The sequence below is a fragment of the Mycobacterium sp. NGS49 genome, assembly GCF_059812565.1.
On the sequence record NZ_JCALCX010000019.1, the window covers coordinates 91234 to 106153 of the forward strand.

Consider the following 14920-nt stretch of genomic DNA (forward strand, 5'->3'; position numbering starts at 1 on the left):
CCGCTGCGCGGATTGTCCGAAGGTAGTAGGCGGAGCAACCGGCTCGGTACCAACACTCGCGCTAAGGGGATCATCCGATGTCGTTCATGATGGCAAACCCGGAGACACTGGCAGCCGCCGCAGCCGACCTGTGGGGTGTCGGATCGGCGCTGGGTTCGGCAAACGCGGCAGCAGCGGCCCGCACGACGGCGGTGCTGGCGGCAGGGGCCGATGAAGTCTCAGTGGCGTTGGCGTCGCTGTTCTCTCAGCATGGCCACGCTTACCGGAGCGTGAGCGCGCGCGCGACGGAGTACCACGACGAGTTTGTCCGGCTACTGGACGCGAGTGCCCGCAGCTATCCCGTTGCCGAATCCGCCAACGCCTCGCCGCTGCAACAGCTGATCAATGCGGTCAACACGCCCTTTCAAACACTGACCGGACGCCCGTTGATCGGCAATGGGTCCAACGGCGCCCCGGGCACCGGGCAAAACGGTGCGCCCGGCGGCTGGTTGGTCGGCAATGGCGGAGCCGGCGGATCCGGTGCCGTGAACACCGGCCAGAACGGCGGCGCCGGTGGTGCCGCCGGTCTGTTCGGCACCGGCGGAGCCGGCGGGGCGGGCGGCAACAGTCTGACCGACGCCGGTGGCGCCGGCGGGTCCGGTGGCGCCGGCGGTTGGCTGGCGGGCAATGCCGGTGCCGGCGGGAGCGGCGGCCAGTCCTCGTTCGGCAACGGCGGGGCGGGCGGAGCAGGCGGCACCGGTGGCTTGTTCGGCGCCGGGGGGACCGGCGGGACCGGCGGGTACGGGGTTGCCTCCGGCGGCGCCGGCGGTGCGGGCGGCACCAGCGGACTACTCGCCGGACTGGTCGGAGCCGGCGGTGGAAACGGCGGAACCGGCGGTTTCGGTGCTAACACCGGTGGTGCGGGCGGCGTCGGCGGTGCCGGCGGAATGCTGGGCGGTCCAGGCGGGTCCGGTGGAGCGGGCGGATACGGCTTCGGCGCCGGCGGCACGGGCGGGGCCGGAGGCAATGGCGGCTTGTTGGTCGGTCCGGGCGGAGCCGGCGGCACCGGTGGGGCCAGCGATGGCCTCGGGGGTACCGGCGGAACCGGCGGGAATGCCGGCCAATTTTTCTCTAGCGCCGGCGCCGGCGGAAACGGTGGCAGCAGTATGAACGGCACCGGGGGCACCGGAGGCGGCGGCGGCAACGCAGGCCTGTTCGGCTCCGGCGGCACCGGAGGAGCCGGCGGAGTCAACGCGTTCCTCGGCGCCGGCGGCGCCGGCGGTGACGGCGGCCGGGGCGGCCTGCTGTTCGGCAACGGCGGGTCCGGCGGCGCGGGTGCGGAAAGCGGCACCGCCGGCTTCGGGGGTGGAGCCGCCGGAGCCGGTGGCAACGGCGGAAACGGAGTCCTGATCGGCAACGGCGGCAACGCCGGCATCGGCGGCGACGGCCCCGCGCCGGGCAGCACCGGAGCCGGCGGTAGCGGCGGACTGGTTTTGGGGTTGGACGGATTCAACGCCCCAGCAAGCCCCAACACGCCCCTTGGTGCCCTGCACACCGTGCAGCAACAGGCGCTCAACGCGGTCAACGCACCCACCCAGGCACTGACCGGGCGCCCGCTGATCGGCAACGGGGTGCCCGGCGCGGCGGGCAGCGCAGCCGACGGCGCGCCCGGCGGATGGCTGCTCGGCGACGGCGGGGCCGGCGGGTCGGGGCCCGCGGGTACGGGGCAGGACGGCGGCGCCGGCGGCGCCGGCGGCCTGATCGGCAGTGGCGGAACCGGCGGCGCCGGTGCAAGCAAGCCGAATTCCTTCGGCGCCGTGGGCGGCGCGGGCGGCCCTGGCGGGGCCGGCGGGTGGCTGTTCGGGGACGGCGGAGTCGGCGGGGTCGGCGGAGCGGCCAGCGGTATGGCCGGCGGCACCGGCGGGGCGGGCGGCGCGGGCGGACTGTTCGGTGCCGGTGGCGCCGGTGGCGTCGGCGGGATCACCTCGTCCGGCAACGCCGGCCGCGGCGGCACGGGTGGCGCCGGCGGGATGCTTGGCGGGTGGCTCGGTGCCGGCGGCGGCAACGGCGGGGATGGCGGCTGGGGCATCAGCGATGGCGGCGCCGGAGGGGCCGGTGGCACGGCGGGGCTGCTCGGCGGAGCCGGCGGAGACGGCGGGGCCGGTGGGATGGGCTTCACCGGCAACGGGGGTGCGGGCGGAAACGGCGGCAATGCAGGTCAGTTGTTCGGCAACGGCGGAACCGGTGGGCCCGGTGGATTCACCGATGCCAACCCGTTCGGTGCGGGAGGCAACGGGGGCGCCGGCGGCGACGCCGGCCGGCTGTTCGGCGGCGGCGGCGCCGGCGGCTCCGGCGGCGACTCGCGCGGCGGCAGCGCTGCCGGTGACGGCGGGGGCGGCGGCAACGCGGGTCTGTTCGGCTCCGGCGGCGCCGGTGGCCTGGGTGGCTTCGGCGGAGCGGCCGGAAACGGCGGGGCCGGGGGCACGGCGGGGCGGACGTGGGGCGTCGGCGGTGCGGGCGGTGCCGGCGGCGGCGGCTTCGGCAACGGCGGAATCGGAGGAGCCGGCGGCAACGGCGTGCTCATCGGCAGCGGCGGCGGTGGCGGCAACGGCGGTGCCGGAGGTCTGGTGCTCGGTACTGGCGGCGTCGGGGGCAGTGGCGGGTCGCTTTTCGGCCTCAACGGACGAAATGGGTTGCCGTAGCAGCCCCGCTAGAGCTGGGCGCCGCGACGCGCAGCGGGTTGCGAAATCCGGCGCCGCTGCGCAAGAGCTGATGGCGATGTTTTCCGAGACGCGCTATGCGCTGAACTGGAACCTGCAAGTCGCATATCGCGCGTCAATGGGCATGCCATCCTAACCCAGGTGGTCGGTATCGCTTACTGGCTCGTGCAGATCAGGCGACACTCGCTAGGTACTCCTGCAGGGCCGCGTCGGGCGAACTCGCGGAATCGAGTGAGCTTGTCGGTCATGACATTTCGAGCGAGCATGATCCCGCCGCCGTAGCCGCTGGATCCACTGCTGAGCAACGCAGTAGGTTCCATGGGCATCAGGTGGAACTCAAATAATTAATTCAAAATCTGAACTACTTAATTACTTACTCTCCCCAAGCAGTCCTGTAGACCTTTTAATAGGTAAGCACATCTGCAATAGTTGCGACTGACTCGATCGAGCCTTATCACCTAATTCTGTCGGGAGTACCGCGATGTCGCATTTGTTTGCAGCGGAGGGCGTTTTCGCCGCCACGACAACCAAGTTGGCGGGCATCGGCTCGGCGTTGAGTGCGGCCGACGCTGCCGCGGTGCTGCCGATAACTGACGTTGTCGCAGCCGCCGAAGACGAAGTGTCAGCGGCGGTTGCCTCGCTATTCTCGAGCCACGGCCAGGCTTATCAGACGCTCAGTGCGCAGGCCGCTGACTTCCATACCCGATTCGTCAACGCTCTCTCTCGGGCCGGGGTGGCTTATGCAGCCGCGGAGGCAGCCAGCGTCTCACCGCTGCAGACGCTCGAGCAGGTCGTCTTGGACGTGATCAACGCGCCGACCAATCTGCTGTTGGGGCGTCCCCTCGTCGGCAACGGCACAAACGGGGCGCCAGGAACGGGCCAGAACGGCGGCGCTGGCGGCATTCTGTGGGGCAACGGCGGTGCCGGCGGGTCGGGCGCGCCCGGGGGATCCGGCGGCGCCGGTGGGGCCGCCGGGCTGATCGGCGCAGGGGGAGTCGGCGGTGCGGGCGGTATCGGCGGCGGGACCGGAGGAGCCGGGGGCACGGGTGGATGGTTATGGGGCGACGGCGGAGCCGGCGGGGCCGGCGGCACGGGGGTAACCGGCGGTAGGGGCGGCACCGGCGGTTATGGCGGTAGCGCACTGCTATTCGGCAACGGTGGCGCGGGTGGCGTCGGTGGAGCTGGCGGCGCGGGCGCGGTCGGCTCCCCGGGCGCCACGGGTACCGCGACGCTGGCAAGCGGCGCCGGCGGCCCCGGCGGTCCCGGCGGTGATGGTGGCAATGCTGGCGCGGGCGGCGCCGGGGGTAACGGTGGGCTGGTCTACGGCTCCGGCGGCGACGGTGGCCGCGGCGGTGTCGGCGGGACCGGTGGGGTGGGTGGCACAGGTGGCGCGGGGTGGGACGCCACGACCACAGTCGGCGCAACCGGAGGTAACGGAGGCAACAGCGGCACCGGCGGTGATGGCGGCAATGGAGGTCCGGGAGGTGCGGGCGGACGTGGCTCCGCCTTCCTGGGCCAGCACGGCGCCAGCGGTGATGGCGGTGCCGGTGGCTCCGGCGGCAACGCCGGAGCGCCGGGCGACGGCGGTACCGGCGGTACTGGTGGTCCGACCATTGCCGCGGGCAATGGTGGCAACGGTGGCAATCCCGGCGGCTTTGGCGTCGGCGGCAGCGGCGGCGCCGGTGGCGGCGCGGGTGCGAGCGCCGGCGCCATCGGCGCAGTCGGCGCCATCGTCCCCGGCAACGGTGGTCATGGCGGTACCGGCGGGCACGGTTACGACGCAGCCACCGACATGTCGGCACCCTCTGGCACGTCCGGCGGAGCGGGTGGGACGGGCGGCAACGGCGGCACCTACGGCAGTGGCGGCACCGGCGGGGCCGGCGGTAACGCCGCAGTGCTGGGCAACGGCGCCGGCGGCAGAGGCGGAAGCGGTGGTACGAGTGGCATGGCCGCCGGCGTCGGCGGTGATGGCGGGTCCGGCGGCAACGGCTCCGGCAGCGGCGCGGGAGGCGACGGCGGAAGCGGTGGTGCGTCAATCAACCAGGGCCCCGGAGATGCCATCGGCGGCCGGGGTGGGGCCGGCGGCAATTCAGTCAGCGGCCGCGGGGGCACTGGGGGTGGCGGCGGCACGGCGACGAACAACGGAACCGGGAACGCGAACGGCGGGTCGGGTGGAGTCGGCGGTGCCGGCGCTGCCGGTGGCGGCAACGGCGGCGCGGGCGGTGCGGCGGTCAACAACGGGACTGGAAACGCCACCGGCGGCTCCGGCGCGGACGGAACCCCGGGCGGTGCAACAGGACTCGGTGGAGCCGGCGGCGCCGGTGGTGCGGCGACCATCAACAATGCCGTGTCGAACGGCGTTGTCATCGGGGGTGAAGGGGGAGACGGTGGCAGCGGCGGTACCGGAGGCGGGAACGGCGGTGTCGGCGGGCAGGCAATCACTTTCGGAACCGGGCAGGCCACTGGTGGCGCCGGGGCGAAAGGCGGTGATGCCGGGGCCACCGGCACCGGCGGACTCGGCGGATCCGGCGGCACCGGAGATATTCGCAATGCCGTCTCCAGCGCCACGGTCACCGGCGGCAAGGCGGGCTCAGGAGGTGGTGGGCCGGCCGGTGGCGGCACTGGCGGATCGGGAGGTGGGGCCTTTACCGCCGGAATCGGGAGCGCCAACGGCGGTGATGCAGGTGACGGGGGCAGCGGTGGCACGACCGGAATCGGCGGAGGTGGCGGCTCTGGCGGCGGCGCGGGTATAAGCAATCTGAACGTCGCCACTACGACCGGCGATGCCACCGCGGGTAAGGGCGGAATGGGCGGCAGCGGTGCAACCGGCGGGCGCGGTGGATCAGGTGGTGTCGCTTCGATGGTGCGGGGCGGATCGGGCAACTCGATCGGTGGCGCGGGCGGCGCCGGCGGGGACGGTCCTGGAGGAGGTGGCATCGGAGGCGAAGGCGGGAGTGTGAACCTGGTCGGTACCGGCAACGCGATCGCCGGCGCCGGCGGAGCGGGCGGCAGTGGCGGCACCACCGGCTCGGGGGGTCGGGGCGGCGCCGGCGGGACGGCGGGCGTTTTTCAGGGCAGCCCGGGCACCGCGACAAGCGGGAACGGCGGCGCCGGCGGCGATGGCGCCACCGGCGGCGATGGCGCTTCCGGAGGGTTCGCGCAGAACACCGGCACCGGGTCAACCACGTCTGGCACCGGAGGTGCCGGAGGCAAGGGCTTCACCGGCAGCGGCGGCACAGGAGGCAACGGGGGAACCGCCAGCACCACCGGCACGGGAACCACCACTGCCGGGGCCGGCGGAGCGGGCGGCGATGGCGCCACCACCGGCGGCGCCGGCGGGGGCGGCGGTAACGCCAACTTGACCAACAGCGGCGCTACCAACAACGTCACCGGCGGTACCGGGGGCGCCGGCGGCCAAGGTGCAACCGGTGCAGGCGGCAAGGGCGGCAACGGCGGTACCGGGTTCACGAGCGGAAAGGGCTCTGCAGCCGCCGGGCAGGGCGGGGCCGGCGGGGCTGGGACTACTGGTGGAACCGGCGGTGAGGGCGGGTTCGCCCAGGTCTTCAACACGTCCGCGACAGGTGACGCCACAGCCGGGGCGGGCGGAGCCGGCGGCGATGGTGGCACAGGTGGGCTCGGAGGCCGGGGCGGTGACGCGAGGAACAACGGAGCGGGGCTGAGCTTCGGCGGAAAAGGTGGCGGCGGCGGCGACAGTTCGTTGCCTTTCGTCAACGGAGGAAAGGGCGGAAACGGCGGCGATGCGAATGCGTCGGTCCTGTCGAATGCCCTCGCCGGCGGCGGGGGCACCGGTGGCAAGGGCGGCATTGGCGGCACAGACGGCGCTGACGGCAGCAACGGCTTAGCTCTTTCCCCGTAGATCGCGACTTGGCGATTAGGCGGGCCGAATCTCGAAGATGAACTCGCATCCCCCGATGGAGACGGTGTCACCATGGGCCAACGTGGCGCTCCCCCGGATCAGTTCACCCCGCACCTCGACCCCGTTGGTCGAGCGCAGATCGGTGATCACAAACCCCGACCCGGTGTCGGCGATGACGGCGTGGTGGCGGCTGACGTCGGTGTCGTCCAGGACGATGTCGTTGTCGGTCAACCGCCCGATTCGGGTGGTCGCACTATTGAGCTGGAAGCGGCGCCCGAAGCGGTCACACAGTTCCGCGACCACCGAAGTCGACAACGTCGTGCGGGTGTCGATCCGGCTGCGCTTGCGGGTGCTCTTGACGGCCTGCTTGATGACGATCGGCTCCTGGCGCAGGATCCGCTCATGCAGGGCGCTGACCGTCGGACCGGGGTCGATGCCCAGGCCCTCGGCCAGCGCCGTCTTCAGTTGCCGATAGGCACCCAGCGCGTCGGACTGCCGCTCGGTGACGTAGTAAGCGGTGATGAGCTGCGCCCACAGCGGCTCCCGGTACGGATGCTCGGCAGCGAGCGCCTCCAGTTCGCCGATTACGGCGTCGGCACGGCCGCAGGCGATCTCGGCCTCGGCGCGCGCACTGTGCGCGGCCACCTTGTCCTCTAGCACCTTGGTGGCGAAGGGAGCGACGAAATCGAAGTCACGCAGGTCGTCCAGAACCGGGCCGCGCCATTCGGCCAGGGCCGTGGACAGGTGACTGCTGGCCTCTTCGAAACGGCCGGCGGCGGCAGCCGCGACTCCCGCCGCCTTGGCGCCGGCAAACCGGCCCAAGTCGTAGTCGGTGTCGGCGACATTGAGCTGGTAGCCCGGCGGCGCGCTCGCCAGCACCCGCACCGGGTCGGCTCCACCGTCGCGCAGCAACCGGCGCAGGTTGGAGATGTGGGACTGGATGCTGGTGCGCGCGGCGGGCACCGGTGAGCCGTCCCAAACCGCGTCGATCAACGCATCGACCGATACCGGCCGGTTGCGATTGATCAGCAGCACCGCCAGCACCGCCCGTTGTTTGGCCGCCCCCACCGATACCGGCACACCGTCCACCAACAGTTGCAGCGGCCCCAGCACACCAAACCCGAGAGTCGAGTTCGTCATCGCGCTGCCAGCCTTCCGGGTGATCGGCGAGTTCTCCGCTCCAATTGTGACCTCTGGTTGCGCCATTGGCGCACAGGCCCACCGTTCCTGACGCCGGCCCGCAGCGCCGCCGGCGCCGAGCCCGCGGTAATGACTTCGAACCCCGCAGCCCGTGCCCCGGCCCCGCATCCTCAACGCACTTAATCGCGTCGCCTACGATCGAGCCTCGTGTCCCCCGACGGTAATGAGCGGTCCCACCGGACCGCCCGGCTGGTAGCCGTCGTCTGCGGAATCGCCGGTCTGCTGTTGTGCCTGCTGATTCCGCTGCTCCCGGTGCGGCAGACCACGGCGGCCATCCTGTGGCCGCAGGGCAGCGGCCCCGACGGCAACGTCAGCCAGATCACCGCGCCGCTGGTCTCCGGCGCCCCCCGCGACCTGGACATCTCCATCCCCTGCCCGGCCATCGCCACCCTGCCCCCCAATGGCGGTCTGGTAGTCGCCACTCTTCCGACCGACGGCTTCCAGACCGGCAAGCACGGCCTGTTCGTCCGCGCGAACAAGGACACCGTGGTGGTTGCGTTCCGCGACACCGTCGCCGCGGCTGCCCCGCGGGCACAGGTCGCAGCCGGCGGCTGCAGCGTCCTGCACGTCTGGGCCGACGCCGGTGGCGCGGGAGCGGACTTCGTCGGCGTCCCGGGCGCCGCCGGAAAGCTCAATGCGGAGAAGAAGCCGCAAGTCGGCGGCATCTTCACCGACCTCAAGGTGCGCGCGCAGCCGGGGTTGTCGGCCCGGGTCGACGTCGATACCCGCTTCATCCTCAAACCCACCGCCCTGAAGACCCTCGCGATGATCCTGGGCGCGCTCGCGGTGCTCGGCGCCATCGTCGCGCTGGCGGCGCTGGACCGGCTGAGCCGCGGGCACACGCTGCGCGATTGGCGCCCGCGATGGCCCAAGATCCGAGGCGTCGGGCTGGCCACCTGGCTTGCCGACGCCACAGTGATCGGAACGCTGCTGCTCTGGCACCTAATCGGTGCCACCTCGTCGGATGACGGCTACAACCTGACCATCGCCCGGGTAGCGCCCAAGGCCGGCTATGCGGTCGACTACTACCGATATTTCGGCACCACCGACGCACCGTTCGACTGGTACCTGTGGGAGCTGTCCGAACTCGCCTCAGTAAGCACGGCCGGGGTGTGGATGCGGCTACTCGCCACCTCTTCGGGAATTGCCTGCTGGCTCGTCATCAGCCACTGCGTATTGCGACGGTTGGGACCGGCCAGAGGCGGGCTGGCCGCCAACCGGGTCGCGGTCTGGACGTCCGGCGCGGTGTTCGTCGCCGCCTGGATACCGTTCAACAACGGGTTGCGCCCGGAACCGTTGATCGCGCTGGGCGTGATGGTCACCTGGATTCTGGTGGAGCGGGCAATCGGGCTGGGCAGGCTTGCCCCGGCCGCAGGCGCGATCCTGGTCGCGATGCTCACCGTGACGCTGGCGCCGCAGGGGTTGATCGCGGTTGCCGCGCTGTTGACGGGTTCCCGCGCCATCGCACAGACGATTCGGCGGCGACGGGCCACCGACGGGCTGCTGGCGCCGCTGGCCGTGCTCGCCGCGGCATTGTCCGCGATCACGTTGGTGGCATTCCAGAGCCAGACGCTGGCCACCGTGGCGGAGTCGGCCCGGATCAAGTACAAGGTCGGCCCCACGATCGCCTGGTACCAGGACTTCCTGCGCTACTACTTCCTCACCGTCGAGAGCAACGCCGACGGTTCGATGTCGCGCCGGTTCGCCGTGCTGGTGCTGCTGCTGTGCATGTTCGGGATGCTGTTCGTGCTGCTGCGGCGCGGAAAGGTGGCCGGGGTGGCCAGCGGACCGGCCTGGCGGCTGATCGGCACCACCGCGATCGGTCTGCTGTTGCTGACGTTCACCCCCACCAAGTGGGCCATCCAATTCGGCGCCTTCGCCGGGCTGGCCGGCGCGCTGGGCGGACTCACCGCCTTCACCGTTGCGCGGATCGGCCTGCACAGCCGGCGAAACCTGGCGCTGTATGTCACCGCGCTCCTGTTCGTGCTGGCCTGGGCGACCTCGGGCATCAACGGCTGGTTCTACGTAGGCAACTACGGCGTCCCGTGGTACGACATCCAGCCCGTCATCGCCAGCCATCCGGTGACGTCGATGTTCCTGACCCTGTCGATCCTCACCGGGTTGTTGGGCGCCTGGTACCACTTCCGGATGGACTACGCCGGTCATACCGAGGTGAAGAACAACCGGCGTAACCGCGTGCTGGCCTCGACCCCGCTGCTGGTGGTGGCGGTGATCATGGTGCTGGGCGAGGTCGGTTCGCTGGCCAAGGGCGCGGCGTTCCGCTACCCGCTCTACACCACCGCCAAGGCGAACCTGGCCGCGGTCCGGTCCGGGTTGTCGTCCACCAGCTGCGCGATGGCCGACGATGTGCTCGCCGAGCCCGATTCCAATGCCGGTATGCTGCAACCGCTTCCGGGACAGCAGTTCGGTCCGGACGGCCCGCTCGGTGGCGTCAACCCGGTGGGCTTCAAGCCCGAGGGCGTCGGCGAGGACCTGAAATCCGACCCGGTGGTGAGCAAGCCCGGCGTCGTCAACTCCGACGCCTCGCCGAACAAGCCCAACGCCGCCATCACCGACTCCGCCGGAACCGCCGGCGGCAAGGGCCCGGCCGGCATCAACGGCTCGCACGCGGCGTTGCCGTTCGGGCTCGACCCCGCCCGCACCCCGGTGATGGGCAGCTACGGCGAGAACAACCTCGCCGCGCGCGCCACCTCAGCCTGGTATCAGCTGCCCGCCCGTCGCCCGGACCGGCCGCTGGTGGTGGTGTCGGCCGCGGGAGCCATTTGGTCCTACAAAGAGGACGGCGACTTCATGTATGGCCAGTCCCTCAAGTTGCAATGGGGCATCGCCAAACCCGACGGCAGCACCCAGCCCCTCGGTGAGGTCTTCCCGATCGACCTCGGGCCACAGCCGGCCTGGCGCAACCTGCGGTTCCCCTTGGCCTGGGCTCCGCCGGAAGCCAATGTGGCCCGCATCGTGGCCTACGACCCGAACCTCAGCTCCGAACAGTGGTTCGCGTTCACGCCGCCGCGGGTACCGGAGCTGGAATCGCTGCAGCAGCTCATCGGGTCGCAGGTTCCGGTATTGATGGACATCGCGACCGCGGCGAACTTCCCGTGCCAGCGGCCGTTCTCCGAGCACCTCGGCATCGCGGAACTGCCGGGGTACCGCATCCTGCCCGACCACAAGCAGACCGCCGTGTCGTCGAACCTGTGGCAGGCCGCTTCGACCGGCGGCCCGTTCATGTTCACCCAGGGCCTGCTGTGGACGTCGACCATCTCGACTTATCTGAGCGGTGACTGGTACCGCGACTGGGGCTCGGTGGAGCAGTACCACCGGCTGGTTCCGGCCGACCAGGCGCCGGACGCCGTCGTGCAGCAAGGGGTGATCACAGTGCCCGGCTGGAGTCGGCAAGGACCGATTAGGGCCCTCCCATGAGCGTCACTCCCCCCGCGAGCGGCGGCAACCCCGCGAGCAGTCGCAAAATCGCACAAAATCAGCCAGATTCGGGCGATTTTGCGTCTGCTCGCGAGCGGGAGGTGCGCCCAGCTCGCGAGCGGGAGGTGCCCCCAGCTCGCCACACAAAGGCGACGCGGTGGGTGGCCACCATCGCCGGCCTGATCGGGTTCGTGCTGTCGGTCGCCACGCCGCTGCTGCCGGTCGTGCAAACCACCGCGATGCTCAACTGGCCGCAGAACGGCCAGCTCAACAGCGTGACGTCGCCGCTGATCTCGCTGACGCCGGTCGACTTCAAGGCGTCGGTGCCGTGCAGCATCGAGCGCGACATGCCGTCCAGCGGCGGCGTCATCCTGGGCACCGCGCCCAAGCAGGGTAAAGATGCCAACCTCAACGCCCTGTTCGTCGTGGTCAGTGCGCAGCGCGTGGACGTCACCGACCGCAACGTCGTGATTCTGTCGGTGCCGCGCGATTTGATGCGGTCGCCGCAGTGCGAGCGCATCGACATCACCTCGACGCACGCGGGGACGTTCGCCGAGTTCATCGGTCTGAAGGATCCGCGCGGCGCCCCGCTGCGCAGCGGCTTTCCGGACCCGAACCTGCGCCCGCAGATCGTCGGGGTTTTCACCGATCTGACCGGTCCGGCGCCGCCGCAGTTGAGCCTGTCGGCGACCATCGACACCCGCTTCTCCAGCACTCCGACGACGCTCAAGCTGCTCGCCATGGTCGGCGCGATCGTGGCCACCATCGTCGCGCTGATCGCGCTGTGGCGCCTCGACCAGCTCGACGGCCACCGGATGCGCAGGTGGATCCCAGCGAACTGGCGCACCTTCACGCTGCTCGACGGCGTGGTGATCTTCGCTTTCCTGCTGTGGCACGTGATGGGCGCCAACTCCTCGGACGACGGCTACATCCTGGGCATGGCGCGCGTCGCCGACCAAGCCGGCTACATGTCGAACTATTTCCGCTGGTTCGGCAGCCCGGAGGACCCGTTCGGCTGGTACTACAACCTGCTGGCGCTGATGACCCACGTCAGCGACGCCAGCATCTGGATGCGGCTCCCGGACCTGTTCGCCGGGCTGATCTGCTGGCTGTTGCTGTCCCGCGAGGTGCTGCCCCGGTTGGGTCCGGCGGTGGCGGCCAGCAAACCCGCCAACTGGGCGGCGGCCATGGTGCTACTGACCGCGTGGATGCCGTTCAACAACGGCCTGCGACCCGAGGGCATCATCGCGCTGGGATCGCTGGTCACCTATGTGCTGATCGAACGGTCGATGCGCTATAGCCGCCTGACGCCGGCCGCGCTGGCCATCATCACCGCGGCCTTCACCCTGGGGGTGCAACCGACCGGCCTGATCGCGGTGGCGGCGCTGGTGGCCGGCGGTCGCCCGATCCTGCGGATCCTGGTGAAGCGTCGCCGCATGGTGGGTACGTTGCCGCTGCTCTTGCCGATGCTGGCGGCCGGCACCGTCATTCTTACGATGGTTTTCGCCGACCAGACCCTGTCGACGGTGCTGGAAGCCACCCGGGTGCGCAGCAAGATCGGCCCCAGCCAGGCCTGGTACACCGAGAACCTGCGCTACTACTACCTGTTCCTGCCCACTGTCGACGGTTCGCTGTCGCGCCGGTTCGGTTTCTTGATCGCCGCGTTGTGCCTGTTCACCGCGGTGTTCATCATGTTGCGGCGCAAGCGGATTCCTGGGGTGGCGCGCGGCCCGGCGTGGCGGCTGATGGGCGTCATCTTCGGCACCATGTTCTTCCTCATGTTCGCCCCGACCAAGTGGGTGCACCACTTCGGGTTGTTCGCCGCGGTGGGTGCGGCGATGGCGGCGTTGACGACGGTGCTGGTGTCGCCAGCGGTGTTGCGCTGGTCGCGCAACCGGATGGCCTTTCTGGCCGCGGTGTTCTTCGTGGTGGCGCTGTGTTTCGCCACCACCAACGGCTGGTGGTATGTGTCCAGCTACGGCGTCCCGTTCAACAGCACCATGCCCAAGCTCGGCGGAATCACGGTCAGCACAGTCTTTTTCGCACTGTTCGTGATCGCCGCCAGCTATGCGGCCTGGCTACACTTCGCGCCGCGCGGCAGTGGCGAGGGCCGGGTGGCGCGCTTGCTGACCACCGCGCCGGTGGCACTAGCGGCCGGCTTCATGGCGCTGGTGTTCGTCGCGTCGATGGGAATCGGGGTCGTCCGGCAGTACCCCACCTATTCCAACGGCTGGTCCAACCTGCGGGCGTTCGCCGGTGGCTGCGGACTGGCCGACGACGTGCTCGTCGAGCCCGATACCAACGCCGGCTTCATGACGCCGCTCCCGGGCAACTACGGGCCGCTGGGTCCGCTGGGCGGCAGCGATCCGGTCGGCTTCTCCCCCAACGGGGTGCCCGAGCACACCGTCGCCGAGGCCGTGGTGATGAAGCCCAACCAGCCCGGCACCGACTACGACTGGGACGCGCCCACCAAGCTGAAAACCCCCGGGGTGAACGGCTCGACAGTGCCGTTGCCCTACCAACTCGACCCGGCCCGGGTACCAGTGGCCGGCACCTACACCGCCGGCGCCCAGCAGCAGAGCCGTCTCGCGTCGGCCTGGTATCAGCTGCCCAAACCGGACCAAGCTTCCATAGCGAGCCATCCGCTGGTGGTGATCACCGCCGCCGGCAAGATCGCGGGCAACAGCGTCCTGCACCACTACACCAGCGGCCAGACCGTCGTCCTGGAATACGCCCGGCCCGGCCCCGGGGCCCTGGTCCCGGCCGGGCGGATGGTGCCCGACGACCTCTATGGCGAGCAACCCAAGGCGTGGCGCAACCTGCGCTTCGCCCGGGACAGGATGCCCGCCGACGCCGTCGCGGTACGGGTCGTGGCCGAGGACCTGTCGCTGACCCCGGAGGACTGGATCGCGGTGACCCCACCCCGGGTGCCCGACCTGCGGTCGCTGCAGGAGTACGTCGGCTCGACGCAACCGGTGCTGCTGGACTGGGCGGTCGGGCTGGCGTTCCCGTGCCAGCAGCCGATGCTGCACACAAACGGAGTCACCGAGATACCGCGCTTCCGCATCACCCCGGACTACTCGGCCAAGAAGCTGGACACCGACACTTGGGAGGACGGCGTCAACGGCGGCCTGCTGGGCATCACCGACCTGCTGTTGCGCGCCCACGTCATGGCGACCTACCTGTCCCGCGACTGGGCCCGCGACTGGGGCTCGCTGCGCAAGTTCGACACCCTGGTCGACGCGCCGCCGGCGCGGCTGGACCTGGGCGAGGCGACGCGGAGTGGGCTGTGGTCGCCGGGGCAGATCCGGATCAAGCCCTAGCGTGGCGACGATGCAGCCCGCGCATGCGGGCTGAGGAGGAACCGGGCAAATCAAGCCCTAGCCTGGCGACGATGCAGCCCGCGCATGCGGGCTGAGGAGGAGCCGGGCAAATCAAGCCCTGACCCTCGTCGATAGTGGCCCTCAAACATACCGCCGGGTGATGTCGGCCCTCGACAGCTCATGACGTTTGACCGGTTTCGACTGTGAGCGTTGGGAATCGGAGATGGCTGCGGATCGGGTGATCGTCCGGTGTCACCGGCCAGGTCACAAGCAGATCAACATCGGTGGCCTCGCAAGTGGCCTGTCGGTGAACAGCAGATTCTGCTGTCATGCAACAGAACTCGAGCCCGGCGTGTCACCGGCGCGCGCGCGAACACCATTGC

At 70.6% G+C, this 14920-nt stretch carries 5 protein-coding genes; 4 read left to right on the forward strand and 1 reads right to left on the reverse strand.

Going from position 1 to position 14920, the window contains the following annotated elements:
* Window positions 1–77 precede the first annotated feature (77 nt).
* Window positions 78–2681: a PE family protein gene (locus tag AC5Y7D_RS20295; RefSeq protein ID WP_499927077.1), complete on the forward strand. Its 2604-nt coding sequence runs from the start codon at window positions 78–80 to the stop codon at window positions 2679–2681.
* A gap of 499 nt (window positions 2682–3180) precedes the next feature.
* A complete protein-coding gene (locus AC5Y7D_RS20300; RefSeq protein ID WP_499927079.1) occupies window positions 3181–6576 on the forward strand; it encodes a PE family protein in 3396 nt (1131 codons plus the stop codon).
* Between the two features lie 15 nt (window positions 6577–6591).
* Here AC5Y7D_RS20300 and AC5Y7D_RS20305 read toward each other — a convergent pair whose 3' ends face one another.
* Window positions 6592–7716, reverse strand: a complete 1125-nt coding sequence (locus AC5Y7D_RS20305; protein WP_499927081.1) for a BTAD domain-containing putative transcriptional regulator — start codon at window positions 7714–7716, stop codon at window positions 6592–6594.
* A 207-nt stretch (window positions 7717–7923) separates the two neighbouring features.
* Here AC5Y7D_RS20305 and AC5Y7D_RS20310 point away from each other — a divergent pair, with 207 nt between their 5' ends.
* Both AC5Y7D_RS20310 and embB read left to right on the forward strand, forming a co-directional pair.
* Window positions 7924–11214, forward strand: a complete 3291-nt coding sequence (locus tag AC5Y7D_RS20310) for an arabinosyltransferase domain-containing protein (protein WP_499927083.1) — start codon at window positions 7924–7926, stop codon at window positions 11212–11214.
* A complete protein-coding gene (embB, locus tag AC5Y7D_RS20315; protein ID WP_499927085.1) occupies window positions 11211–14537 on the forward strand; it encodes an arabinosyltransferase EmbB in 3327 nt (1108 codons plus the stop codon). The genes AC5Y7D_RS20310 and embB overlap by 4 nt, the downstream gene beginning before the upstream one ends.
* Window positions 14538–14920 lie beyond the last annotated feature (383 nt).

What these genes read in the sequence shown, in the direction of transcription:
- AC5Y7D_RS20300 (WP_499927079.1), top strand. Translation starts at nt 3,181, where the DNA reads ATGTCGCATTTGTTTGCAGCGGAGGGCGTTTTCGCCGCCACGACAACC.
- AC5Y7D_RS20295 (WP_499927077.1), top strand. Translation starts at nt 78, where the DNA reads ATGTCGTTCATGATGGCAAACCCGGAGACACTGGCAGCCGCCGCAGCC.
- AC5Y7D_RS20305 (WP_499927081.1), bottom strand. Translation starts at nt 7,716, where the DNA reads ATGACGAACTCGACTCTCGGGTTTGGTGTGCTGGGGCCGCTGCAACTG.
- embB (WP_499927085.1), top strand. Translation starts at nt 11,211, where the DNA reads ATGAGCGTCACTCCCCCCGCGAGCGGCGGCAACCCCGCGAGCAGTCGC.